The following is a 24,148-nucleotide window of genomic DNA, read 5'->3' as shown; positions in this document are numbered from 1 at the left end:
CGATCCGAACAGGAGATATCACGCAATGAAAACCTCGCGACTGATCAAGGGCGTGACGCTCGTTTCGCTCGCGTCGCTCGTGCTCGCAAGCGCGCTCGGCATCCGCGCGGCGATGGCGGACGACGGCGACGACTGCCACGCGCCGCTCGCCGACTGGAAGCCGCGCGACGCAGTGCGCGCGATGGCGCAGCACAAAGGCTGGCGCGTCGACAAGCTGAAGGCCGACGACGGCTGCTACGAAATCAAGGGCCACGACGCCGACGGCAAGCGCTTCAAGGCGAAGCTCGATCCGGTGACGCTCGACGTCGTGCGGATGAAGCGCGAGGGCGACCGCAAGCACGACCACGACGATGACGACGACCATGGCCGCGCGCCGCGCGCGCAAGCCCCGGCGGGCGGGCCGGCGACGGGCGCGCCCGCGGGCGGCGCGCTGAAGCCGGGCTCGAAGCCCGACGTGCAGATTCGCTGAAGGCGGCTGGTCGCGCGGCGCCGCCGGGTTGCCGCGCTGCATTGTTTGGCGCAGCCGGCGATGCGATGGGCGCGTCGATGGCGGCATCGATCGCTGAATTGATGGCTGAGTCGATGGCCGCGTCGTTCGCTGAATTTGATGGCTGAGTCCATGGCCGTGTCGACCTTCCCGCCCATGACCGATTGCCGAATGCCCGCCCGCGACATGGCGGCCTCCGGCGCGGCCGCGTGCGGCCTCGCGTGGCTGCCGGCGCGCGATCGGCACGATCGGCACGATCAGCACGATCGGCGCGATCGCGAAGCAGCGGCGAAAGGTCGCGGCACGGGCGGAGTTCCGGCGGTCACGGCGCGGGCGGCGTAAGCGGCGCGAGTGACTCGCCCGGCTTGCGACGCTTGCGAGCCGACGATACGGCGTCCGCCGCCGCGCCGATCGCGACGCCGACATTCCCCCGCCGCCACCGCCCTTCCGGCGCCCGGACGACACGCGACACCCGGCTCGATGCGGTCCGCGCCGCCATCCTCACCGATACCAGGAGAACCCAGATGAAACACGCATTGCCGATCGCGGCGCTCGCAGGCGCGCTCGCCGCGCCGTCGCTCGCCTCCGCGCGCGAGGTCACGTTCGAGACGCAGCTTGCCGACTACGGCGGCGACGGCGCGTACGTCGTCCTGTACGTCACCGATCGCGCGGGCCGCTACCAGGGCGCGCTGTGGATGGCCGGCCGCCAGACGAAGTACTACCGGCATCTGCGCGACTGGTATCGCGCGACGGGCGGCTCGCAGCGGCTCGACGGCATCACGGGCGCGAGCGTCGGCGCGGGCAAGACGCTGCGCGCGACGCTCGACGTGGCCGACGCGCTGCTCGACGCCGGCTGCGAAATCCACATCGACACCGCGGTCGAGGACATGAACGAGAACCCGTCGGAAGTCGTCGTGCCGCTGACCGCGGCGAGCGCCGGCAAGGCGGTCAAGGGCCGCGGCTACGTGAAGTCGTTCCGCTATTCGCTTTAACACGAGGACAAGAGGCGTTCCATGCTGCGCAAGCTTCATTCGATTCCCGGACTGATCGCCGCCGTGCTGGTGATCGTCGTCACGCTGACGGGCGCGGCGCTGTCGATCCAGCCCGCGCTCGAGCGCGCGACAGTCGCCGGCACGCCGCACGCGCCGCTCGACGTCGCGACGCTCGCCGGCCGCGTGCGCGCGCAAGTGCCCGGCGTCGAAAAGCTCGTGCGGCGGCCGTCGGGCCAGATCGTCGCCTACTACGCGGCCGCCGACGAGCCGCGCGCGTCGATCGTCGATCCCTCGACGGGCCGGCCGGTCGCCGACTTTCGGCCGTCGCCCGCCGTGCGCTGGCTGACGAATTTGCACCGCAAGCTCTTTCTCGGCGACGCGGGCCGGATCGCGACGGGCGCGACCGCCGCCGCGATGCTGTTCGTCGCGCTGTCCGGGCTCGCGCTGCTCGCGCGCCGGATGGGCGGCTGGCGGCGACTGTTCGGCCGGATCGGCGGCGACGGGCTGCAGCGGCTGCACAACGAGACTGCGCGCGTCGCGCTCGCCGGGCTCACGCTGTCGGCGCTCACGGGGCTCGCGCTGTCGCTGACGACGTTCGGCGTGATTCCCGAGCGCGGCGCGTCGGCCTCGGCGTTCGATGCGCAAGCGAGCATGGCGGCGCACGCGGCGGCGCCGATGCCCGTCGAGCAAATGCCCGCGCTGCGCGCGATCGACACGTCGACGCTGCGCCAACTGACGTTCCCCGCGCCGGACGAGCCGGGCGGCGGCGTGATCGAGCTGAAGACGACGAACGGCGCCGGCGTCGTCGATCCGTCGACGGGCGCTTCGCTCGCCTACCGCGCCGCCGACCGCTGGCAGCGCCTGCATGCCGCCGTGAAAATGCTGCACACGGGCGAAGGATTGTGGTGGCTCGGCCTGGCGCTGGGCGCGGCGTCGCTGTCGGCGCCGCTCCTCGCGGTGACGGGCGTCATGCTGTGGGCGCGCCGGCGACGCGCGCGGCCGAGGCTCGCGGGCAACGCGTCGGCGCGCGAAGCGGACACCGTGCTGCTCGTCGGCAGCGAAGGCAACAGCACGTGGGGCAACGCATCCGCGCTGCACGCGGCGCTCACGCAAGCAGGCCTGCGCGTGCATGTCGCGCCGATGAACGACGTCGCCCGCGACTATCGCCGGGCCCGGCGCTTCATCGTGCTGACCGCGACCTACGGCGACGGCGACGCGCCGGACGGCGCGCAACAGTTCCTGTCGAAGCTCGCGCGGCTGCCGCTGACGCAAGACGTGTCATTCGCGGTGCTCGGCTTCGGCAACCGCCAGTTTCCGCGGTTTTGCGGCTACGCGCGAAGCGTCCACGACGCGCTCGTCGCGAAAGGGCTGATGCCGTTGCTCGATCTCGGAACCGTCGATCGGCAGTCCGAGCACGAATTCCGCGCGTGGTGCGCGCGGCTCGGCGAAGAGGCGCTCGGGCTTGCGCTCGACATCCGCTACACGCCGACGCCGCCGCGCACGATGCCGCTCACGCTCGTCGCGCGCGACGACTACGGCTCGGACCCGCAGGCCGTGACGTCAGTGTTGCGCTTCGCCCCCGCCGAACGCACCGCGCGCACGACCGCGCCATGGGCCGCGTTCGCAACACGGCGGCTGCCGCCGTTCGAGACCGGCGATCTCCTCGGCGTCGTGCCGCCGGGCGGCGCGTCGCCGCGCTACTACTCGCTCGCGAGCGCATCGTCGGACGGCGTCGTCGAGATCTGCGTGCGCCGCCATCCGAACGGCGCGTGCTCGACCTACCTGACCGCCCTGCGCCCGGGCGACACGATCGACGCGTTCATCCGCGCACACGCGCGCTTCCGGCCGGCCACGGGAGACGCGCCCGTGATCCTGATCGGCGCGGGCACCGGCATCGGCCCGCTGATCGGCTTCATTCGGCACAATGCGGCGCGCCGCCCAATGCATCTGTATTTCGGCGCGCGCAACGCGGGCGACGGCTTTCTCTATCGCGACGAACTCGCCAGCCTCGTGCGCGACCGCCGGCTGCACGCGCTGACGACCGCGTTCTCGCGCGCGGAGCGCCGGGCCTACGTGCAGGACCGGCTTGTCGCCGACGCGCGCACGTTGCGCGATCTCGTCGCGCACGGCGCGCAAATCATGGTGTGCGGCGGCCGCTCGATGGCCGACGGCGTCGCGCACGCGTGGGAACGCATCCTGTCGGGCTCGGGCTTGTCCGTCGCGCAATTGAGAATGCAGGGGCGCTATGTCGAAGACGTCTATTGAATGGTCGCCCGGCGCGCGGCTGAATCGCTGCCGCGCGAGCGGCGCGACGATGGGCACGCGCTACGACGCGCAGTTCTATGCGCCGCCGCCGGCCGACGCGAAGGCGATCGCCGCCGAACTCGACGCGGCGGTGCGCGCGGTCGACGAACAGATGTCGAACTGGAAAGCCGACTCCGATCTGTCGCGGCTCAATCGCGCGGCGCCCCGATGCTGGATGCCGGTTTCCGCGAACCTCGCCGCGGTGCTCGCGCGCGCGCAGGAAATCGGTCGCGAGACGGGCAACGCGTTCAATATCGGCGTCGGCTCGCTCGTCGACGCGTGGGGATTCGGGCCGGGAGCGCCGGCGGGCGAGCGGTGTGCGGATTTGGCCGATGCGACGCGTGGGCCTGATGGGCCTGATGGGCTTGACGGGCTTGACGGGCCTAATAGCCCTAACCGGCCTAACGTGCCTAATGTGCCTAACGCGCTCGATGCTCTCGATACGCTCAACGCGCTCGATGCGCCCGATACGCGGCGCGCATCGAGCGCGCGCCGCGCGTCGCCGTGCCGCCCGATCGACGAACTGCTCGAAGTCGACGTCGCACGCCGCCGCGCACGCAGGCTCGCGAACGCCGCATTCGACCTGTGCGGGATCGCGAAGGGCTTCGGCGTCGACGAACTCGCGCGAGTGCTCGACCGCCACGGCATCGGCGCGTGGCTCGTCGGCATCGACGGCGAGTTGCGCGCGCGGACGCAAGCCGGACGGCTCGCCGTGGTCGATCGCGCTCGAAGCGCCCGACTACGCGCGACGCGGCGCGATGGGCGTGATCGAGCTCGCCGACGCGGCCGTCGCGACATCGGGCGACTACCGGCATTGGGCCGACGTCGGCGGCGCGCGCATCTCGCATACGATGGACCCGCGCACCGGCGCGCCGCTGCGCAGCGGCATCGCTTCAGTGACGGTGATCGCCGCGACCTGTGCCGACGCGGACGCGTACGCGACCGCGCTGATGGTGCTCGGCGAACGAGCGGGATACGCGCACGCCGAACGCCACGGGCTCGACGCACTCTTCGTCGTGCGCGCCGGCGACGCGCTGCGCACGATCGGCTGCGGCGCTTTCGCGAACGCGCAGCCGGCCGTTTGACCGTGCGCGCGCCGCCAACGGCGCGCCCCGCTTACACGTCGAACTTCACGCCCTGCGCGAGCGGCAATTCGCGGCTGTAGTTGATCGTGTTCGTCGCGCGGCGCATGTAGCTCTTCCACGCGTCGGAGCCCGATTCGCGGCCGCCGCCCGTCTCCTTCTCGCCGCCGAACGCGCCGCCGATCTCCGCGCCGCTCGTGCCGATGTTCACGTTCACGATCCCGCAATCGCTGCCCGCCGCCGACATGAACTGCTCGGCCTCGCGCATGTCGTTCGTGAAGATCGCCGACGACAGCCCTTGCGGCACGCCGTTGTGGATCGCGAGCGCATCGTCGAAATCGTCGTAGACGAGCACGTAGAGAATCGGCGCGAACGTCTCGCGCGCGACGACGGCCGCCTGCCCGGGCATCCGCACGAGCGCCGGGCGCACGTAGTACGCGTCATCACGGCCGAGATCAACTCGCTCGCCGCCCTTCACTTCGCCGCCCTGCTCGCGCGCGTCGGCAAGCGCCTTTTGCATCGCGTCGAACGCCGCGCGGTCGATCAGCGGGCCGACCAGCGTGCCCGTCTCGAGCGGATCGCCGACCCTCACCGACGCGAACGCCTTCTCGAGACGCGGCAGCAGCCGGTCGGCGACGTCGCGATGCACGATCAGCCGGCGCAGCGTCGTGCAGCGCTGGCCCGCGGTGCCGACCGCGGCGAACGTGACCGCGCGCACGACCAGATCGAGATCCGCGCTCGGCGCGACGATCATCCCGTTGTTGCCGCCGAGCTCGAGGATGCTGCGCGCGAGACGCCGGCTCAGCACCTGCGCGACTTCGGTTCCCATCCGCACGCTGCCCGTCGCGGACACGAGCGGCACCTTCGGCGAGGCGGCCAGCACCTCGCCGACGTCGCGGCCGCCGAGCACGAGCTGATGCAACCCGTCGGGCACGACGCCCGGATGCGTCTTGCCGAATTCGCGCACCGCCTTCGCGAACAGCGTGTGGCACGCGATCGCGGTGAGCGGCGTCTTCTCGGACGGCTTCCAGACGACCGGATCGCCGCAAACGAACGCGAGCGCCGCGTTCCACGACCACACGGCGACCGGGAAATTGAACGCGGAAATCACGCCGCACACGCCGAGCGGATGCCACGTCTCCATCATCCGGTGGCCGGGACGCTCGGACGCGATCGTCAGGCCGTAGAGCTGCCGCGACAAGCCAACCGCGAAATCGCAGATGTCGATCATCTCCTGCACTTCGCCCAGGCCCTCGGACGCGATCTTGCCCGCCTCGAGCGTGACGAGCCGGCCGAGCGCCGCCTTGTGCTCGCGCAGCACGTTGCCGAACACGCGCACGAGCTCGCCGCGCACGGGCGCGGGCACCGTGCGCCACTTGAGGAACGCTTGATGCGCGGCGTCGATCTTGCGCCCGGTTTCGGCCGGGCTGTCGGCGGCGAGCGTCGCGAGCGTCGCGCCGTCCACGGGCGACCGGGCGGTCAGCGCATTGCCCTGCCAGCGGGCCAGATCGACGTCGAGCGCGGCGAGAATGTCGTTGAATTGCATCGCTTCCTCTTTAGAACAGAATCAGGTTGATCGGTGCGGCGTCGCCGCCGTGAATGGATCGATTGGACCGCGTTCGCGCGCCGCATGCAAGCGGGCCGGCCGTTCGGTCGAGGGCCTGTTCACGCTAACACCGGCCCGCCGCGAGCGCCGCGCGCAGCCGGCGCACGCCCTCGAAGATCTCCGCCTCGCCCGGCGCGGCGAACGACAGCCGCAGGCTGCTCGCATCCGCGTCGCGCGCGTAGAACGCCGCGCCCGGCACGTACATCACGTTGTGCTCGAGCGCGCGCTTGAGCAGCTCCGCCGCGTCGCGGCCGCGCGCGAGGCGCGCCCACACGAACATGCCGCCCGACGGCTCGCGCCATTCGATGTCGTCCGGCACGAATTGGGCGAGCGCGCTGACGAGCGCGCGGCAACGGCTGCCGTAAGTCTGCGCGATCGTGCGCAAATGCGCCGCGAGCCGGCCGCTCTCCAGATAGCGCCGGATCGCCTCCTGCGCGATCGGTGCGGTGCACAAGTCGCTCGTCTGCTTCGCGACCGTCATCCGGCGCGCGATCGCGGCGGGCGCGACCGCCCAGCCGATCCGCAGGCCCGGCGCGACGATCTTCGACAGGCTGCCGAGATAGACGGTCCAGTCCTTCGCGCCGTCGTGCGCGAGCACCGGCTTCACCGGCTCGCCGGAGAAACGCAGGTCCGCGTACGGATCGTCCTCGACGAGCACGAGCCGCGCGCCGGCCGCGATCTCGGCGAGCCGCGCGCGGCGTGCGGGCGGCAGCGTCGCGCCGGTCGGGTTCGCGAACGTCGGCACCGTATACAGCAGCTTCGGGCGGCGCTCGTTCGCCGGCCACGCGGCAAGCTGCGCGGCGAGCGCGTCGGGATCGACGCCGTCGGCGTCGGTGCGCACCGGCGCGAGCTTCGCGCCCGCGAGCCGCAGCGCCTGCAGCGCGGCCGGATACGCGGGCGCCTCGACGAGCGCGACGTCGCCCGGCTCGATCAGCGTGCGCACGAGCAGATCGAAGCCCTGCTGCGAGCCCGTCGTGACGAGCACCTGCGCGGCATCGCACGGAACGCCGCGCGCGCTCGCCATCCAGTTGGCGAGCGCGCGGCGCAGGCCCGGCTGGCCCGCCGTGTCGCCGTACTGCAGGCACGCGAGCGGATCGTCGCGGGCCGCCTGCGCAAGCGCCGCCGCGATGCCTTCGCGGTCGAACAGATCGGCGGACGGATAGCCGCCCGCGAACGAGATCATCCCCGGCTTGCCGACGTGCTTGAACAGCTCGCGGATCGGCGAGCCCTGCGGGTCGGCGAACGGCGCGGCGAACGGATAGTCGACGGCGGCGTCAGCGAGCGTCATGGCGGCTCCGGTGCGGTGGAAGTCGAGCGAAAGGCAAATCGGGTGCAGAACGCGTCAGGCGGCGGCCGTCATCTTGAAGATGCCGGTCGCGTTGCCCGCGTCGAAGCTCAGGTCGAGCGCGCGGCGGCCGGTCTCGGTGTCGGCGAGCGCGTCGCGCGTGATGAATTCGTAGAACGAGCCCGGCACCTCGCGCTCGACGAGCGCGCCCGACGCGTCGACGAACGCGCGCGTCACCGGGTCCGCGCGGAACGCCGTCTGCCGCACGCGGCCCGAGCGCGACACCTCGACGGCCGGCTTGATCGGCCGCCCGAGCGCGCGTTGTGCGTCGGCGAGCGCATCGACGTCGGGCACGCGGTCGGTCGCGTGGTTGAACGCGTTGCCCTCGGTCGCGATCCACGCCATCTCCGCCGATTCGGCGAGCAGCGTTTCGTAGTCGGCGAGCGCCGGCGTCGCGTGCTGGCGATCGAAGCAGCGCACGAGCACCGGCATGAGCGCCTGCGCGTCGGCGAGCGGCAGCGACGCGTCGCGCTCGAGCTCGCCGAGCGTCGCTGCGGCCTGCGGCGTCAGCGGGTCGGCCGATGTGTCGAGCACGTTCGTCGCGGCCGCCTGGAACGCGGCGCTGAAGCGCTCCGGATGCAGCTCGCTCACGAAGAACTGCGCGATCTGGTCGGGCGCGTCGAGATGCGCGTACGAGCGGCCCGTCATCTTCAGGCGCTCGAGCGGATACGTGCCGTTCAGCCGATAGCCGAGCGGCCGCAGGATGCGCGTGAACGCCGCCTCGCCGGGCGGCAGCGCGCCGCACGACGGCCAGCGCACGGTGCGCAGCGCGCCGTGATCGAACGTCACGCGACCGCCGTCGCGCGCGACGTCGCGCGTGTAAGCGCGGCCCGTCGGCACCCGTTCGAGCAGATCCGCGAAGAGCGCCATGTTGAGCGCCTGCGCGAGCTCGGCGCGCCTGACGACGCCCGGCTCGCAGCGCTCGAGGCAAGCCGGCACATGCATCAGGCGCATCAACTCGCCGATGGTCGGCTGACCGGCAACGGTGGCGAGCAAGGCGGCGAGGTTCGCGTTCATCGGGTTCTTCCGTGGGTTTGCGTCGTGGCGGGGCGGGCCGCGCATCGGGCGGCCCGCGGTAATGATCGGGGTCGATTTTCGGTGCGCGAAATTCGCTCGGCAATTGATATAAACTCACCAGTTCATTCTCAAAACTCACCAACTCGCGATTTCCCGATCGTTCGACCGTCGATGCGAAAAGGCATTCCGAACCTCGCGGCGCTGCAGGTCTTCGAAGCGGCGGCCCGCCACGAAAGCTTCACCCGCGCGGCCGACGAGCTCGCGCTCACGCAAAGCGCGGTCAGCCGCCAGATCACGTCGCTGGAGGAGCGGCTCGGCGTCGCATTGTTCCTGCGGATCAAGAAGCGGGTCGTGCTGACGCCGCACGGCCGGCACTACGCGGGGCTCGTGCGCCGCAACCTCGAGCGGATCGAGCGCGACACGCTCGAGCTGATGGCGCAGCGCGGGATCGGCGCGACGCTCGAGCTCGCGGTCGTGCCGACGTTCGCGAGCCAGTGGCTGATCCCCCGCCTGCCCCAGTTTCGCGCGCTGCGGCCCGACATCACGGTGAACCTGTCGGTGCGCACCGAGCCGTTCCTGTTCAGCGATTCGGCGTTCGACGCGGCGATCTACTTCGGCCACGCGCTGTGGCCCGGCACGCAAGGGCGGCTGCTGTTCCGCGAAGGCGACATGCTGCCCGTCTGCAGTCCGGCGCTGCTGCCGGCGAACGGCTCGATCACCCGCGACGCGCTGCTCGATTTGCCGCTCCTGCACCTGTCGACGCGCGCGGATGCGTGGCGCGACTGGTTTCGCGCGCACGGTCTCGACAACGACCTGCGCGCGGTGCGCGGGCCGCGCTACGAGCTGTTCACGATGCTGACGGCGGCCGCGCACGCGGGAATGGGCGTCGCGCTGATGCCGGCGCTGCTCGTCGCCGACGAGCTCGCATCGGGGCGCCTCTGCGCGCCGCTCGACCTGCGACTACCGAGCGACGCCGGCTACTACCTCGTCGCGCCCGACGCCGCCGCGAACAGCGAACCGTTCGTCGCGTTGGCCGAATGGCTGGGTTCCGTCGCGCCGGCGCGGCCGATAAGCTGACGCGACCATCCTGTTCATCCGTTCATCGGCCGGCGGCGGGCCGGCCACGCGAGATCGACCATGACCATACGCATCGGCGACATCGTGCCGCTGTCCATCGCCCGCGCCCGCTTCTCCGAGCTGGCGGACGAGGTGCGGGACGGCGGCGCGAAGATCATCACGAAGAACGGCGCGGCGTACGTCGCGCTGATCGACGCAAGACGGCTCGATCACTATCATCGGCTCGAGCGCGATCGGGCGGAGCGCGACGATGCGGGACGCGTCGAAGCGGAACGCGGCGACGCGGGACGCGGCGATGCGGGACGGATATGCGGCGGAAACGGAAGCGACGCGTGCGATGACGCGGACGGCGGCGCGGGCGGCGGAGACGTGAGCGTTGCGGCGGCATGCGCGTCGGCCAATGCGGACGGCCGCACGATCGTCGAGGCGCGGGACGGCCGCGGCGGCGCGTCGTTCGCCGCAAGCCGCACCGACACGTCACGCGATGCGGACGATTCGCGCGCCGACCGCGGCATGCGCCCGATGTGCGCCGCACAACGCCCGCTCGCCGCGGACGACGGCTGAAAACAAGCTCGGAACGGGTTCGCCGCCGGCGGCCGGCGACTGCTCCTCGCAATCGATCGGCGACGCTCGGCTGTCGGGTTTGGACGGACGGCATCGGCATCGGCAGCGGCAGCGGCAGCGGCAGCGGCACTGACGATAACGTTGACATGACATGCGCATCGACGTCGGCGATTGGCAATTTGTGACTGGCGAAGGACGGTCGGCGGCCAGCAGCCACGGCCAATGGTCAGCGGTCAGCGGTCAGCGGTCAGCGATCGGGCAGTAGGCAGTAGGCAGTAGGCAGTAGGCAGTAGGCAGTAGGCAGTAGGCAGTAGGCAGTAGGCAGTAGGCAGTAGGCAGTAGGCAGTAGGCAGTCGGCAGTCGGCAGTCGGCAGTCGGCAGTCGGCAGTCGGCAGTCGGCAGTCGGCAGTCGGCAGTAGGCAGTAGGCAAACCTTGAAACAGCCGACCGAGTTCCGACGCGCAATGCGGTACGCCAAGCGCGGAACCCTCCCGGAATGGCGACATCGAATCCGTCGCGCACCGGGGCGTCTGCGGCGCGCGCCGCCGTCCATCCGTGCAGACTCTGCTTCATCGCACGCAACACAACCGATACGATAGTCAGACGATTCGCCCTCGCCCCTCCACCACGCACGATAAACGCATGCAGAACTATTACGAAGCCACCGCGACGCGCACGCCCTACCCCGCGCTCGCCGAACGCATCGACGTCGACGTCTGCATCGTAGGCGGCGGCCTCGCCGGCCTGTCGACGGCGCTCGGGCTCGTCGAGCGCGGCGCGCGCGACATTGCGGTGCTCGATGCGCAGACGGTCGGCTACGGCGCGTCGGGCCGCAACGGCGGCTTCGTGTTCGGCGGCTACAGCCTCGACAACGCGGACCTCCTGCGCACGCTCGGCCCCGCGTCCGCACGCGCGCTCTATCGCTTGACGCTCGACGCGGTCGACCTGATCCGCGCGCGCGCCGCGCGCTACGGCATCGACTGCGAGCTCGTCGACGGCGGCGTGATCCTCGCCAACTGGTTCGACGATCCGGCGCGCCTGTCCGCGCCGCGCAAGCTGATGAAGGAAGCGTTCGGCATCGACTGGGAGCCGCTCGACGCATGCGAGCTGCGCACGCGACTGAAGACCGACCGCTATCACGGCGGCCTCTTCGAGCGCAACGCGTTCCACTTCCATCCGCTCAAGTACGTGCTCGGCGTCGCGGCGGCGGTCGCGCGAAGCGGCGCGCGAATCCACGAACATTCGGCCGCGCGCGCGATCCGCCGCGACGGCGCGGGCTTCGTCGTCGAGACCGACGGCGGCGCGGTGCACGCGCGGCGCGTCGTGTTCGCGGGCGGCGGCTACGCGCGCGGCGTGTATCCGCGCATCGAGCGCGCGGTGCTGCCGATCGCGACCTACGTGATCGCGACCGAGCCACTCGGCGCGCGGCTCGCCGGCGCGATCGCGTGCGAATCGGCCGTCTACGACACCCGTTTCGCGTTCGACTACTACCGGCCGCTCGCCGACACCCGCATCCTGTGGGGCGGCCGCATCTCGGTGCTCGAACGCGGGCCGGAAGCGATCGCGCGGCTGCTCAAGCGCGATCTCGCGCGCGTCTATCCGCAATTGCGCGACGTCGCCGTGCAGTTCGCATGGGGCGGCCTCATGAGCTACGCGCGCCACAAGATGCCGCAGATCGGCCGCGACGCGGACGGCGTGTGGCACGCGGTCGGTTTCGGCGGACACGGGATGGCGCCGACGACGGTCGCGGGCGAAGTGCTCGCGGCGGCGCTCGCGCAAGGGCGTCCCGTACCGGACGGCTTCGCGCGGTTCGGCCTCGCGCGCACGTTCGGCCTCGCCGGGCTAGCCGCCGCGCAGCTCACGTACAGCGCGTACGAAGCGCGCGACGCGCTCGCCGCGCGACGCGGCTCACGCTCCCGCAAGCCCGTCTTTTAGAGCCGGGAATCGGGCAAAAGCCCATCGGGGTGCGTGCTAGAATGCGCCGACCATGCCGCCGCCCGATCACGCCAAAATGAAACAAGGAAGCAAGGCCGCAGCGCCCGACGCCGATGCACGGAGCGATGAGGCGCGCCGCAAATACGATCCCGAGCAGACGAAGCGCAACATCCTCGACGTCGCCACGCAGGAGTTCTCCGCGATGGGGCTGTCGGGCGCGCGCGTCGACGCGATCGCCGAGCGCACGAACACGACGAAGCGGATGCTCTATTACTACTTCGACAGCAAGGAAGGGCTGTACGAAGCGGTGCTGGAGAAAGTCTACGGCGACATCCGCGCGCTCGAGCTCGAGCTGCATGTCGGCGAACTGGAGCCGCACGAAGGGCTGCGCCGGCTCGTCGAATTCACGTTCGACTATCACGACAAGCACCGCGATTTCGTGCGCCTCGTGACGATCGAGAACATTCATGGCGCGAAGTATCTCGAGCAGCTGAAGTCGTTCAAGAACCGCAACGTCAGCATCATCAAGACGCTCGAGGAACTGCTCGCGCGCGGCGTCGAGAGCGGCGTTTTCCGCGGCGACGTCGATCCGTTCGATCTGCACTTGCTGATCAGCTCGTTCTGCTTTCATCGCGTCGCGAACCGCTATACGTTCGGCACCGCGTTCGGCCGCGACCCGTCGTCGCCGCGGCTGCGCGCGCGGCATCGCGCGATGATCGCCGAGACGGTGCTGCGTTACGTCGCGCGCTGATCGCCGCACGTCGCCGAGCCGAGCGGCCGCTGCATCGTCGACCGCGCGGTCGCGGGCCGATCGCGGCCGCATGACAACATGCGTCGCGCGAAGCGCGATCCGCGCCGCGGCCTTCCTGCCGATCCCCCAGCCGGCGACCACCGGCTTTGCGCACCGCGTTGCGACGGCGCTCGCCGCACGAGCCGGCGTCGACGCACGGGCTGACCGCACGTGTCCAGCGCCGCCGGCCCGCCAAGAAAATCCTTGTGCGCCTGCGCGCCAAACCGGCCGGAATGCAATCGCCGTCGCGATAGAACGCGCGCGACGCCGACGCGATCCGTGAAATACAAGCGCAGCGCCCCGCCGCCCGTCAGCGCGCGGTAGCCGGCGACGCCAACGCGATCCGCGCCTTCTCCTCGGGGCTGCCCGCGACGAAATACTTTTTCGCCCACCGCGAATCGGGCTGCAACGCGAGCTTGCCGCGCGCGCCCGCATCCGCTCCCGAGCCCGATTCGCCGCGCGAAGCGATCGCCAGCGCGCGCGCACGATAGTGCTCGTACAGTCGCAGAAATTCCGCGAGGTAGATCGCCGCGACGCGCGCATCGCGAATCTCGAGCAGGTTCTCGTCGTTGTAGTGCTCGGAGTTCGCGCTCATGTTCGCCGAGCCGCTGTAGACGATCGGATTGGCCCCCTCCGCATCGATCACGATGAACTTGTGGTGAACGACGACGGGCGGATAGGCGGGCGGCGCCTCGCCCGGAAAGAGCCGCAGCTCCGGCTCGAAGCCGTCCGGCACCGTCGCGGGCGAGAAGTACGCGGCGTCGATCACGTCGCGATTCGACCGGCTGCGGTGATACAGCTCGAGGTTCGCGAGGCGCGCCGCATCGAGTGTCTTGCCGTCGCGCTGGTCCGCGTCCGCCTGCTGCGCGCCGCGCGCGCTGATCGCGTTGACGAGCCCGAACATCATCAGCCCGCGGTCGCCCGCCGCGAAGCACGCGTCGCGCAGCGCGGCGTCGGTCGGCATGAAAAGGCAGAACGCGACCGAATGCTGCGCGCCGCGAATCGCGTCGACGATCGTGTCGATCTGCGTGCGCGCGCCGCGCGGCTCCGGCGAGAACGACACGCGCACGCGCGCCGAGCCGACTGCGACCGGCTCCGACCAGCCGGGCGCGAGCCGGGCCGTCTCGGCAATGCCCGGATTCGACGCGAGCGCATGCGCGCGGGCGTCGTACAGCTCGGCGAGCGCCGCCGATTCGAACGTGTGCAGCACGTTCGCCTGCTCGGTGATGCCTTCCGTCGTGAAGTTCGCCGAACCGGTCAGCACGCGCGCGGGCCCGGATTCGTCGCCCGCGACGATGAATTTGTCGTGCATGATCCGCGTCTTGTCGCGCGGCGCGAGCATCGCGAGGCCCGTCAACTGCTCGACGGCCGGCTGGTTCGGCGAAGGCAGCGGCGCCTCGCCGCGGCCGCGCTTCGTCTCGTGCGCGTCGTAGACGATCGCGAGCGCATCCGCGCCGTGCGCGCGGCCGAACGCGTCGAATGCGGGAATCGCCCACAACGGATCGGTCAGGTGATAGACGGCCGACACGGCGCGCCGCGCAGCGCCGCCGAGCATCAGGCCGAAGGTTTCCTGCAGATCGTTCGCGAGCCACGCGCGCAAACGCCGCGCCGCGTCGGGCGACGGTGCGCCGCCGGCCGCGAGATCGAGCGCGCGGACCTGCCTCGCGAACGCCTGCGAGCTCACCACCGCGCGGTTGAACCACGTGCCGACGCCGTCCTCGACGTGCGCGGGCAGCGTGACGCTGCACACGCCCGCTTCGGCTTCGAGCACGCGCAGCGACGCGGGCGTGCCGACGACCGGATAGACGTCGTAGCGAAACGTCAGGCCGCGATCCGGCGGATCGATCCGCGCGTCCCACCACATGAATTTCTGGATCGGCGCCTGGTCGGTCGGCGCGTCGCCTTGCGTGTCGGCCGCGGGGCCGTCGAACGTCAGCCGGTTCGGCAGCCAGCTCGTCGCGGCGCGCGTCTTGCCGTCCGCCGTCCAGAAGCCGGGCGTGCGTTTGATCGCGAAGCCGAGAAAATCGTCGCGACGCCGCGCGTCGGGCCAGTCGAAGGCCAGCAGGACCAACGTCGGGGAAAGATAGCTGCGCACGCTGACGGACATCGCCGCCCTCCTCGGCTCATCGCCTTTCAAAGTCGAAGCGATGAGTGTTCAACGCGCGCTTGCCGTGCGTGTGACGTTCCGATGAAGTTTCCGTGTCGTTTCGGCTTTGGCTTTGGCTTTGGCTTTGGCTTTGGCTTTGGCGCGGCGGACGGCCGCGCGGCGAGCGTGGTAGGCGGCGGGCGGACGAAATCGGGCGATCGAGACGGAGCGACGCGAGGCGCAACGGCGTCCCGCAGCGCGCGATTTACGAAACAAGGCATGCGTCGCATGGTCGAGACGCTCGCCCGACGCACCGGCGCTCGCCCGCGAACGACAAAATCGAACATCCTCGGCACCCGCCCACGCTGCATCGCGTTGCCGCGCTTCGATGGATTGAGAGAAGTTCGGCGCACGCCGTGCCGGAATCTCGCACGCTCGCGACACTCCCTCGATACCCCCGCGCTCATCCGCACGCGACGAAAACCGATCGTCCTCGGCACCCGCCCACGCTGCATCGCGTTGCCGCGCTTCGATGGACTGAGAGAAGTTCGGCGCACGTCGCGCCGGAATCTCGCACGCTCGCGACGCTCGCTCGACACCCCGGCGCTCAACCGCAGACGACGAGCTCGATCCCCCGCGACGTCAACGCCCGCCGCGTCGCCTTGTCCGGCGCGCGCTCGGTCACGAGAAAGCGCGCGGCGTCCGAGCCGTTGATCCGCACGGGCGTCACGCGCCCGAACTTCGAGTGATCGGCCACCACGATCGGCGCGGCCGCCGCCGCGAGCATCCGCCCGCGCACCTCGGCCACGACGCGCGAGTAATCGGTGAGCGTGCCGTCGGGCGTGATTCCGCCCGCGCCGACGAACGCGAAGTCGACGTGGTATTGCGCGAGCTGCTGGATCGTGTCGAGGCCGAACGTCGCGTCCTCGTCTTCGGACAGCTCGCCGCCGAGGAGCGTCACGCGGTTGCCGTTGCGGCGGCCGAGCACGCCGACGATTCGCCAGTCGTTCGTGTAGATGGCCAGCCGGTGGCGGTCGACGAGCGCGAGCGCGACCGCGTAGACCGTGCTGCCCGAGTCGAGCAGCACCGACGCGCCGTCGGGCACGAATTCGGCCGCACGCCGGCCGATCGCACGCTTCGCGTCCGCGTGCGACGCGTCGCGCTCGGACACGCTCGGCTCATGCCGATCGGCCGCGAGCGCGCCGCCGTGCGTCGTGATCACGAGGCCGCGCGCGGCGAGCGCGTTCAGGTCGCGGCGGATCGTCTCGCGCGACACGGCGAGCGCGTTCACGAGCTGCGCGACCGACACCGCGCCCGTGCGGCCGAGTTCGGACAGGATGTAGCGATGACGTTGTTCTGCAAGCATGGCGCGCGGCGCTGCCGGGCCGCGGTCGGATCGAGGATGGCGAATGGCGGGCTATTGTAGTACGGCGCGATGAAGTCGCGCCGATCGCCTGCCGATCCGGCCCTGCCCGCGCCACGCGTGTCATGTGCCGTTTGCCCTCTGCCATCTGCCGTCTGCCGTCTGCCGCCAGCATGAATCGAATGCCAGCGGACCACGGACCACGGACCACGGATCGCGCGCCGCAAACCACAAACCACCCTTACAGAATCGGACTTTCGCGCAACACGCGCGCGTCGCACGGACGGTTGCGCAGGAAGAGCGCGGACAGCACCGCGCCGACCAGCGCGATAGCGCCGGCGAGCACGAACGCGGACGCGAACGAGCCGCTGCGCTCGACGATGAACCCGGTGACGGCCGGCCCGACGACGCCCGACAGGCTCCCCATGCAATGCAGGCAGCCGCTGACCGCGCCGACGCGCTCGGGCGCGACGACGTCCTGCACGATCGCCCAGTAGATCGCCCCCGTCACGTAGAGGAAGAAGAGCGACACGGACATCAGCGCGATCGCGCCCTGCGTCGAGCGCACCGCGCCCGCGATCGCGACGCAGATCCCCGCGCCGAGCAGGCAGGTGACGAGCACGATCCGGCGCGACAGCATCGCGTTGCCGGTGAGCTTGTAGATCACATCCGAAACGAAGCCGCCGCACGCAAGGCCGACGGTGCCGACAAGCCACGGCACGACCGTCGCCACGCTCATCTCACGGATATTCAGGTGATGCGCCTGCACGAGATAGCTCGGAAACCAGCTCAGGAAGAAGAACAGCACGTAGTTGTAGCCGAAGAACGCGACGCCCGTCGCGAGGATGCGCGGCTGCTTCAGATAATGCCGAAGCAACGGCGCATCGACGCCGCCCGCGGCCGCACGCGGCGCGGCCGCGGATACTGCACCGCCGGCGCCGGCAAGCCCCGCCGCGGACGAAGCCGAACCCGCCGCGGGCCGGTCCGACGTGGTCGCGACCCACACGAGCACCCACGCGAGGCCGATCACGCAGACGATCCAGAACGCCGGCCGCCAGCCGAACTGCACGGCGAGCATGCCGACGATCGGCCCGGCGATCGCGCCGCCGAGCGGCGAGCCCGCGCTCAACAGCCCCATCGCGGTGGCCGCCGATTCGCGCGGCAGCCAGTTGTTGACCATCTTGTTCGCGGCGGAGCAGAGCGGCCCCTCCGCCATGCCGAACAGCAGGCGCACGATCAGCAGGCTGACGAAGCCGACCGTGATCGCCGTCATCCCGCAAAAGATCGACCAGAGGCCGACGGCCAGCACGTAGACGAGCTTCGGCCCGAGCCGGTCGGACGCGAGGCCGCCGACGAAATTGAACAGCGCATAGCCGACGAAGAACGTGCTGAAGACGATGCCCATCTGCGCGGCGTCGATCCCGAGATCCTTCTGCACCATCGGCGCGACGATCGACAGCGCGACGCGATCGAGATAGTTGATGCCGTACACGATGAACAGCAGCAATACCGTGATCCACCCCATCGTTCTCTGATTCATGCCTGTCTCCTTCATGCCGACGCTGCCGGCGTTCCTATGATTTGTCGGCGCCGCTGGCGGCGGCGGTCGCGGGTCGAATGCGGACCGAATGCGGGCCGATCGCGGACCGGTTCGTGCGGCGCGCCGCCGGGCAACCTGGCGCTCGGGCGGCTCGCCACCCGCTGCCCCGCGCCACGGCCCTCTGTTCCTCTGTGTCTTCGTTGCCGCGGCCGGCCTCGCGCGCGGTCCGTCTCGCGCGAAACGCGAAACATGAAACGCAAGAGGCGGCGCACGGCGGACTGACGCGACCGACGGCATCGAGCGCCGCGCTCGCCTCGCCCGCGCTCAAGCGTCGAGCAACGGCCTCAGCAGCGCGTCCGTGCCGCGCTCGCGCAACGTCTCCAGATGCGAGCCGACGCGCGCCGTCAGCGCATCGGGCCATCGCGCCGCGCCGCGCGACGCGAGCCGATCCAGCGCCGCGCGCACCGCGTCGGTCGCGCTGCACGCCGCATGCAGGGTTCGCGCAAGCGCGTCGGCGCCCGGATCGTCGAGCGCGAGCGGCTTGCCGGCCTCGTCGTGCGGCGCTTCCACGTAATGCAGCCACGCGGCGAGCGCACGCTCGAGATACGGCCGCTCGACGCCCGCCGCCGCGCTCTGCTCGAGCGCCGGCAGCCAGCGCAGCGGCACCTTCTGCGTGCCGTCCGTCGCGATCTGCGCGGTGCGATGCGCGAGCGCCGGGTTGCGAAAGCGCTCGATCAGCGACGCGCAATACGCGTGCACGTCGTAGCCGGCCGGCACGTCGACGGTCGCGAGCAGGTCGCGCGTCATCACGCCGCGCACGAACGCGTCGATCAGCGGATCGGCCATCGCATCGGACACCGTGCGCCGCGCGCGCAATTGGCCGACGTACGCGATCGCCGAATGCGAGCCGTTCAGCAGTCGCAGCTTCATCTTCTCGTACGGGCGCACGTCGGTCGCGACGAGCGCGCCCGCCTCTTCCCAGCGGGGCCGCGCGCCGGCGAAGCTGTCCTCGAACACCCACTGCGCGAACGGCTCGCAGACGATCGCCGCCTCGTCGCGCACGCCGATCCGCGCTTGGGCCCAGTCGAGCGATTCGGGCGTCGCGGCGGGCACGATCCGGTCGACCATCGTGTTCGGGAACGCGATGTCGTCGCGGATGCGCCGCGCGAGCGCGCCGTCGACCTGCTCCGCGTATTGCGCGAGCAGCGTGCGCAGCGTGTCGCCGTTCGACGGCATGTTGTCGCAGCAAACGACCGACAGCGGCGCGCCCGCCGGACGCCGCCGGATGCCGGCCACGAGCACGCCGAGCGTCGTCCACGGCGCATCCGGCTGCTGCAGGTCGCGGCGGATCGCGGGATCGTCGGCGTCGAGCTCAGCGCCGCCCGCCTTGCGGTAATAGCCCTTCTCGGTGACGGTCAGGCTGACGATCGGCACGGCCGGATCGGCGATCAGGCCGAGGAGCGGCGCGAGCGCCTGCGGCGCGAACAGCGCGCGATGGACCGCGCCGACGATGCGGGTGCGCGCGGCGTCGCCGTCGCGCTCGGTGACCGAATAGAGATGATCCTGCGCGGCGAGCCGCTCGACGGTGTGCGGTCGCCGCAGCTCGACGCCCGCGATGCCCCAGCGCATGTCGCCGCGCTCGACGAGCGTCTCCGTGTAGCACGCCTGATGCGCGCGATGGAACGCGCCGAGGCCGAGGTGCACGATGCCCGTGCGCAGCGCGCGCCTGTCGTAGCGGGGATAGGACACCTCGGCCGGCAAATTGCGGCATTGATCGGACGAAAGAAGCGGCATGACGATTGAATTGGCGGTTTGTACCATGGTAGATATGTGACTTCCGGCAGAGTATTCCGAGTACACTCCCGGTTTTATTGGTGTATACGCTAAGTCGGCTTCCTTTCTCACCAGATGTACCATGGTAGAAAGATGAAATGAACTGTGCCTCGCCCTTGATGAAGAACCCGTTGATGAGCGACAAGGAATCCACTGAAGACATGGTCGTCGCGGCGCTGCACGGCTTCGCGCTCGACGCCGACGCGTCGTACACGCAACAGGTGCACGCGCTGCTGCGCAACGCGATCGTGCGCGGCGCGCTGCCGCCGCGCACCGCGCTGTCGGAGGCGGTGATCTCGGCCACGATCGACGTGAGCCGCACGCCCGTGCGCGAGGCGCTCGCGCAACTCGCCGACGAACGGCTCGTGCAGATCTACCGCAAGGTCGGCACGCTCGTCGCGCCGATCTCGGTGTCGATGCTCGAAGAAGGACGCTTTGCGCGCAGCACGCTCGAATGCGCGAACCACGTCGATCTCGCGCAAAAGATCACGCCGGCGCAGCTCGAGGAACTCGCGCGCCTCGTCGGCGCGCAGCGCGACGCGGTGGCCGCGCGCGACGTCGACACCTTCTTCGCGCTCGACGAAACGATGCACGGCCGCATGTTCGAGTTCGCCGGCCGGCCGCACGTGTGGGAGATGCTGCAGCCGATGAAGCGGCAGTTCGACCGCGTGCGCTGGCTGCTGCTCGATCGCGTCGAGGACCACGCGCGCCGCGCGCTGCACGAGCACGAGCAGATCCTCGCGCACATCGCGTCGCGCAACATGGCGCTGCTCGGCGCGTCGGTCGCGGTGCACGTCGACCGCGTGAGCTCCCATCTGCCCGAGGTGCGCGACCGCGCGCCGCACTACTTTGTCGACTGAACCACTCATCGGAGAAGCCGCGTGAAAATCGAACGGCTGAACATCATCGTCACCTGCCCCGGCCGGAATTTCGTGACGGTCAAGATCGTCACCAACGAAGGCGTCTACGGCCTCGGCGACGCGACGCTCAACGGGCGCGAGCTCGCCGTGCGCGCGTATCTCGAGGATCACGTGTTTCCGTGCCTCGTCGGGCGCGACCCGCGCAATATCGAGGACATCTGGCAATACCTGTACCGCGGCGCGTACTGGCGGCGCGGGCCCGTCACGATGACGGCGATCGCCGCGATCGACATGGCGCTGTGGGACATCCTGGGCAAGCTCGCCGGCATGCCCGTCTATCGGCTGCTCGGCGGCCGCAGCCGCGACGGGCTGATGGTGTACGGCCACGCGACCGGGCGCGACCACGAGGAAGCGATCGACGCCGTGCATCGGCACATCGAGGCGGGCTACCGCGCGATCCGCGTGCAGTCGGGCGTGCCGGGGCTGTCGAAGGTGTACGGCGTCGGCAAGACCGCGGGCGCGTACGAGCCCGCCGAAAAGGGCCTGCCGCCCGAGGAGCCGTGGGACACCGCGCTCTATCTGCGCCACACGCCGGAGCTCTTCCGCAAGGTGCGCGACGCGGTCGGCGACGCGCCGCATCTGCTGCACGACGCGCATCACCGGCTCACGCCGATCGAGGCCGCGCGCCTCGGCCGCGATCTCGAGCCGTACCGGCTGTTCTGGCTCGAAGACGCGACGCCCGCCGAAAACCAGGACGCGTTCCGATTGATCCGCAGCCACACGACGACGCCGCTCGCGGTGGGCGAGGTCTTCAATTCGATTTGGGACTGCAAGGATCTGATCCGCGACCAGCTGATCGACTACATCCGCGCGACGATCGTCCACGCGGGCGGCATCACGCACGTGCGCCGCATCGCCGACTACGCGGCGATGTACCAGGTCCGCACGGGCTTCCACGGCGCGACCGACCTGTCGCCCGTGTGCATGGCGGCCGCCGTCAACTTCGGCCTGTGGGCGCCGAACTTCGGCATTCAGGAGCTGATGCCGCACAACGCGCTGACCGACGAAGTCTTTCCGCACAGCTATCGCTTCGAGGACGGCCATCTCGTGATGGACGACGTGCCGGGCCTCGGCGTCGACATCGACGAGGCGCTCGCCGCGAAATATCCGTACGAGCGCGCCTACCTGCCCGTCGCCCGCCTGCGCGACGGCTCGATGTGGAACTGGTGAGCGGGTGAGCGCGTGCGCGCACGAACTACACGAAACGAAACACGAAGGAGAATCAGGACATGCTGAGCGTCGTCGTCGACCGGCCCAATAGCATGGGCGTGCGTGAATTGCCGACGCCCGCGCCCGCCGCGGGCGAAGTGCGCGTGCGCGTGCGTTATGCGGGCATTTGCGGTTCCGATCTGCACATCTTCCACGGCAAGAACCCGTTCGTCTCGTATCCGCGGATCATCGGCCACGAGTTCGTCGGGCGCATCGAATCGGTCGGCGCGGGCGTCGACGCGTCGCGCGTCGGCGAGATCGTCGCGGTCGATCCGGTCATCAGCTGCGGGCACTGCCATGCGTGCGCGATCGGGCGGCGCAACGTGTGCCGCAACCTGAGCGTGCTCGGCGTGCATCGCGACGGCGGCTTCAGCGAGTACGCCTGCGTGCCCGCGGCGAACGCGTACCGGATTCCGCCCGAGATCGCCGACACGTGCGCGGCGATCGTCGAGCCGTTCGCGGTCGCGGCGAACGCGACCGCGCGCACCGGCGTGCTGCCGTCCGACGTCGCGCTGATCTACGGCGCGGGCACGGTGGGCCTCACGCTGCTGCAGGTGCTCAAGCACGTCTACGGCATCCGCGCGTTCATCACCGATCGCCTCGACGAGCGCCTGGAACTGGCGCGCCGGTGCGGCGCGGCGGCCGACGAGGTGATCAACGCGGCGGCCGAAGCGCTGCCCGACGCGCTGCTGCGGCGCGGCGTCGACGGCGGCCCGACGCTGATCTTCGACGCCGTCTGCCATCCGTCGATCCTCGAGGAAGCGGTGCGGCTCGCGGCGCCCGCCGGGCGGATCGGCGTGCTCGGCTTCTCGTCGGAGCCGTCGTCGATCGTGCAGGCCGAGCTGACGAAGAAAGAACTGACGCTGTGCGCGTCGCGGCTCAATTGCGCGATGTTCGCGCCGGTCATCGAATGGATCGCCAAGGGGCTCGTGCATCCGGAGCACATCGTCACGCACAAGGTCGATTTTCGCGACGTCGCGCATGCGTTCGATCTCGCGGAGCGCAATCCGCGCGAAAGCTGCAAGATCCTGCTGGATTTCGCGGCGCAGCCGGAGTGAAACGCACGAGACCGAGCGGAGCCTGACGCGGCTCGTCGGGCACGGTTGCGGCGGCGCGCAAAGCGTGACGCGGCGCGCGGGCGGCGGCGCACATCCGCACATCCGCACATCCGCACATCCGCACATCCGCACATCCGCGCAAATGCGCAAATACGCATTTGCGCGTTCGCCAACCGGCAAGGCCGCTCGGTCGCGCCGCGCGCGGTCGACAGCCAACCGTGCGACGCGGGGATTCGTGCGGCGCCACACGCAGTTCGACACGCGCGGCGCACGGCGATTTCGGACGGGACGCACGCGCGATGCGCCGGGAACGCCATGCTCAGGCGCGCGTCGCGCGGCCGCCCGCAGCGTCATGGCTTCGCGATCGATACGGGAACGACGCGCAGCGAACCCGCGCCGAGCTCAAGCGCTATCGCGATCGTTCGGGGCAACGCGCCGAATCAAGCGCTACCCGCACTCCACTCCGGCAACCTCCCTTCGCAGCCGACGCGCGCCTTCGAGACGGACGAACAGAACGGACGAACCAAACGAAGCCCCCAAAACGGAGGACCCGAACCGGCGGCCCACACGAACGAGCAATTCAGTATTTCGCGTCGCGCGGCAATCGCCTTCGCCGCACGTTGCTAAACTCGCGGGCTCGACCACCAGCCAACCGACAGGGGTGCACCGATGTACCGCAAAGGCATCGTCCTCGAAATCCAGTTCCCGCCTGAACGGCTCAACGACGCCGCCGGCGATCCGTACTGGATCGATCTCACGCTCGACGAAGCGCGCCGGCTGCATCAGCAGTTGAACGCGCGCTTCGCGACCGAAGCGAGCGCGAACCAGCCGCTCGATACGTTCTCGATCGACTGACGCCGGGCCGCGATCGCGCGCAGCCGCCGGCTGTGCAGAATCCGACAAGACGGCCGCGCCCGGGTGCGCGATACTCGGCGGCTTCC

Annotated in this window: 18 protein-coding genes and 1 pseudogene; 12 read left to right on the top strand and 7 right to left on the bottom strand. The window is 70.3% G+C overall.

The annotated features are described in order from the left end of the window. Nucleotides 1–25: 25 nt before the first annotated feature. From WS78_RS22335 to WS78_RS22315, 4 genes and pseudogenes are all read left to right on the top strand, one after another. Nucleotides 26–469, top strand: a complete 444-nt coding sequence (locus WS78_RS22335) for a PepSY domain-containing protein (RefSeq protein ID WP_059575949.1) — start codon at nucleotides 26–28, stop codon at nucleotides 467–469. Between the two features lie 542 nt (nucleotides 470–1,011). After that, on the top strand, nucleotides 1,012–1,479 hold the full coding sequence (locus WS78_RS22325) for a DUF2271 domain-containing protein (RefSeq protein WP_059575954.1): 468 nt from the start codon (nucleotides 1,012–1,014) through the stop codon (nucleotides 1,477–1,479). 21 nt (nucleotides 1,480–1,500) lie between these two features. Beyond that, on the top strand, nucleotides 1,501–3,744 hold the full coding sequence (locus tag WS78_RS22320) for a PepSY domain-containing protein (protein ID WP_059575957.1): 2,244 nt from the start codon (nucleotides 1,501–1,503) through the stop codon (nucleotides 3,742–3,744). Then, nucleotides 3,725–4,868: pseudogene (locus WS78_RS22315) on the top strand (FAD:protein FMN transferase). The gene WS78_RS22320 and the pseudogene WS78_RS22315 overlap by 20 nt, the downstream one beginning before the upstream one ends. Before the next feature lie 31 nt (nucleotides 4,869–4,899). On the opposite strand, the gene amaB reads toward WS78_RS22315, so the two are convergent. The 3 genes from amaB to WS78_RS22300 all read right to left on the bottom strand — a co-directional run bounded on the left by amaB (nucleotide 4,900) and on the right by WS78_RS22300 (nucleotide 8,833). Then, nucleotides 4,900–6,411: an L-piperidine-6-carboxylate dehydrogenase gene (gene amaB, locus WS78_RS22310; protein ID WP_038752772.1), complete on the bottom strand. Its 1,512-nt coding sequence runs from the start codon at nucleotides 6,409–6,411 to the stop codon at nucleotides 4,900–4,902. Nucleotides 6,412–6,535: 124 nt separating this feature from the next. Next, nucleotides 6,536–7,759: an aminotransferase-like domain-containing protein gene (locus WS78_RS22305; RefSeq protein ID WP_038752774.1), complete on the bottom strand. Its 1,224-nt coding sequence runs from the start codon at nucleotides 7,757–7,759 to the stop codon at nucleotides 6,536–6,538. Between the two features lie 54 nt (nucleotides 7,760–7,813). After that, the gene (locus WS78_RS22300) at nucleotides 7,814–8,833 is read right to left on the bottom strand and encodes a DUF1338 domain-containing protein (protein ID WP_059576464.1); all 1,020 of its coding nucleotides are present in this window, start codon (nucleotides 8,831–8,833) and stop codon (nucleotides 7,814–7,816) included. Nucleotides 8,834–9,004: 171 nt separating this feature from the next. Here WS78_RS22300 and WS78_RS22295 point away from each other — a divergent pair, with 171 nt between their 5' ends. From WS78_RS22295 to WS78_RS22275, 4 genes are all read left to right on the top strand, one after another. Continuing rightward, entirely contained in the window at nucleotides 9,005–9,910 is a 906-nt protein-coding gene (locus WS78_RS22295; RefSeq protein ID WP_038752777.1) for a LysR substrate-binding domain-containing protein, read from the top strand. A gap of 60 nt (nucleotides 9,911–9,970) precedes the next feature. Continuing rightward, nucleotides 9,971–10,474 (top strand): type II toxin-antitoxin system Phd/YefM family antitoxin, encoded by a 504-nt coding sequence (locus WS78_RS38265; RefSeq protein WP_059575959.1) that lies wholly within the window; start codon nucleotides 9,971–9,973, stop codon nucleotides 10,472–10,474. Between the two features lie 641 nt (nucleotides 10,475–11,115). Continuing rightward, a complete protein-coding gene (locus tag WS78_RS22280; RefSeq protein WP_059575961.1) occupies nucleotides 11,116–12,408 on the top strand; it encodes an NAD(P)/FAD-dependent oxidoreductase in 1,293 nt (430 codons plus the stop codon). A gap of 52 nt (nucleotides 12,409–12,460) precedes the next feature. Then, a complete protein-coding gene (locus WS78_RS22275) occupies nucleotides 12,461–13,159 on the top strand; it encodes a TetR/AcrR family transcriptional regulator (RefSeq protein WP_038753939.1) in 699 nt (232 codons plus the stop codon). 349 nt (nucleotides 13,160–13,508) lie between these two features. Here the strand turns inward: WS78_RS22275 and WS78_RS22270 are convergent, their stop codons facing one another. The 4 genes from WS78_RS22270 to WS78_RS22250 form a co-directional block, all read right to left on the bottom strand. Next, on the bottom strand, nucleotides 13,509–15,305 hold the full coding sequence (locus tag WS78_RS22270) for a phospholipase D-like domain-containing protein (protein ID WP_059575963.1): 1,797 nt from the start codon (nucleotides 15,303–15,305) through the stop codon (nucleotides 13,509–13,511). Nucleotides 15,306–15,891: 586 nt separating this feature from the next. After that, nucleotides 15,892–16,650 (bottom strand): DeoR/GlpR family DNA-binding transcription regulator, encoded by a 759-nt coding sequence (locus WS78_RS22260; RefSeq protein ID WP_059575965.1) that lies wholly within the window; start codon nucleotides 16,648–16,650, stop codon nucleotides 15,892–15,894. 238 nt (nucleotides 16,651–16,888) lie between these two features. Then, a complete protein-coding gene (locus WS78_RS22255) occupies nucleotides 16,889–18,187 on the bottom strand; it encodes an MFS transporter (RefSeq protein ID WP_038753987.1) in 1,299 nt (432 codons plus the stop codon). Nucleotides 18,188–18,511: 324 nt separating this feature from the next. After that, nucleotides 18,512–19,981 carry a mannitol dehydrogenase family protein gene (locus tag WS78_RS22250; RefSeq protein ID WP_059575967.1) on the bottom strand — a complete coding sequence of 490 codons (1,470 nt, stop codon included), beginning with the start codon at nucleotides 19,979–19,981 and terminating at the stop codon, nucleotides 18,512–18,514. A 173-nt stretch (nucleotides 19,982–20,154) separates the two neighbouring features. On the opposite strand from WS78_RS22250, the gene WS78_RS22245 reads away from it, so the two are divergent. The 4 genes from WS78_RS22245 (at nucleotide 20,155) to WS78_RS22230 (ending at nucleotide 24,062) form a co-directional block, all read left to right on the top strand. Next, complete coding sequence (locus WS78_RS22245) at nucleotides 20,155–20,880, top strand: GntR family transcriptional regulator (protein WP_059576467.1); 726 nt, start codon at nucleotides 20,155–20,157, stop codon at nucleotides 20,878–20,880. A gap of 21 nt (nucleotides 20,881–20,901) precedes the next feature. Next, a complete protein-coding gene (gene manD, locus WS78_RS22240) occupies nucleotides 20,902–22,110 on the top strand; it encodes a D-mannonate dehydratase ManD (protein ID WP_038753951.1) in 1,209 nt (402 codons plus the stop codon). 59 nt (nucleotides 22,111–22,169) lie between these two features. After that, a complete protein-coding gene (locus tag WS78_RS22235; protein ID WP_059575969.1) occupies nucleotides 22,170–23,207 on the top strand; it encodes a Zn-dependent oxidoreductase in 1,038 nt (345 codons plus the stop codon). A gap of 669 nt (nucleotides 23,208–23,876) precedes the next feature. Then, nucleotides 23,877–24,062, top strand: a complete 186-nt coding sequence (locus WS78_RS22230; protein WP_038753957.1) for a hypothetical protein — start codon at nucleotides 23,877–23,879, stop codon at nucleotides 24,060–24,062. Nucleotides 24,063–24,148 lie beyond the last annotated feature (86 nt).

It is taken from the genome of Burkholderia savannae (assembly GCF_001524445.2).
Lineage (GTDB): Bacteria > Pseudomonadota > Gammaproteobacteria > Burkholderiales > Burkholderiaceae > Burkholderia > Burkholderia savannae.
The sequence above is the reverse complement of the archived record's forward strand: the minus strand, read 5'-3'. Positions and strand labels throughout refer to the sequence as shown.

Coding starts and splice junctions, on each gene's coding strand:
- WS78_RS22305 (WP_038752774.1), bottom strand. CDS start 7,759: ATGACGCTCGCTGACGCCGCCGTCGACTATCCGTTCGCCGCGCCGTTC.
- WS78_RS22270 (WP_059575963.1), bottom strand. CDS start 15,305: ATGTCCGTCAGCGTGCGCAGCTATCTTTCCCCGACGTTGGTCCTGCTG.
- WS78_RS22280 (WP_059575961.1), top strand. CDS start 11,116: ATGCAGAACTATTACGAAGCCACCGCGACGCGCACGCCCTACCCCGCG.
- WS78_RS22295 (WP_038752777.1), top strand. CDS start 9,005: ATGCGAAAAGGCATTCCGAACCTCGCGGCGCTGCAGGTCTTCGAAGCG.
- WS78_RS22235 (WP_059575969.1), top strand. CDS start 22,170: ATGCTGAGCGTCGTCGTCGACCGGCCCAATAGCATGGGCGTGCGTGAA.
- WS78_RS22230 (WP_038753957.1), top strand. CDS start 23,877: ATGTACCGCAAAGGCATCGTCCTCGAAATCCAGTTCCCGCCTGAACGG.
- WS78_RS22320 (WP_059575957.1), top strand. CDS start 1,501: ATGCTGCGCAAGCTTCATTCGATTCCCGGACTGATCGCCGCCGTGCTG.
- WS78_RS22335 (WP_059575949.1), top strand. CDS start 26: ATGAAAACCTCGCGACTGATCAAGGGCGTGACGCTCGTTTCGCTCGCG.
- WS78_RS22275 (WP_038753939.1), top strand. CDS start 12,461: ATGCCGCCGCCCGATCACGCCAAAATGAAACAAGGAAGCAAGGCCGCA.
- WS78_RS22300 (WP_059576464.1), bottom strand. CDS start 8,833: ATGAACGCGAACCTCGCCGCCTTGCTCGCCACCGTTGCCGGTCAGCCG.
- amaB (WP_038752772.1), bottom strand. CDS start 6,411: ATGCAATTCAACGACATTCTCGCCGCGCTCGACGTCGATCTGGCCCGC.
- WS78_RS22255 (WP_038753987.1), bottom strand. CDS start 18,187: ATGAATCAGAGAACGATGGGGTGGATCACGGTATTGCTGCTGTTCATC.
- WS78_RS22325 (WP_059575954.1), top strand. CDS start 1,012: ATGAAACACGCATTGCCGATCGCGGCGCTCGCAGGCGCGCTCGCCGCG.
- WS78_RS22250 (WP_059575967.1), bottom strand. CDS start 19,981: ATGCCGCTTCTTTCGTCCGATCAATGCCGCAATTTGCCGGCCGAGGTG.
- WS78_RS22245 (WP_059576467.1), top strand. CDS start 20,155: ATGAGCGACAAGGAATCCACTGAAGACATGGTCGTCGCGGCGCTGCAC.
- WS78_RS22260 (WP_059575965.1), bottom strand. CDS start 16,650: ATGCTTGCAGAACAACGTCATCGCTACATCCTGTCCGAACTCGGCCGC.
- WS78_RS38265 (WP_059575959.1), top strand. CDS start 9,971: ATGACCATACGCATCGGCGACATCGTGCCGCTGTCCATCGCCCGCGCC.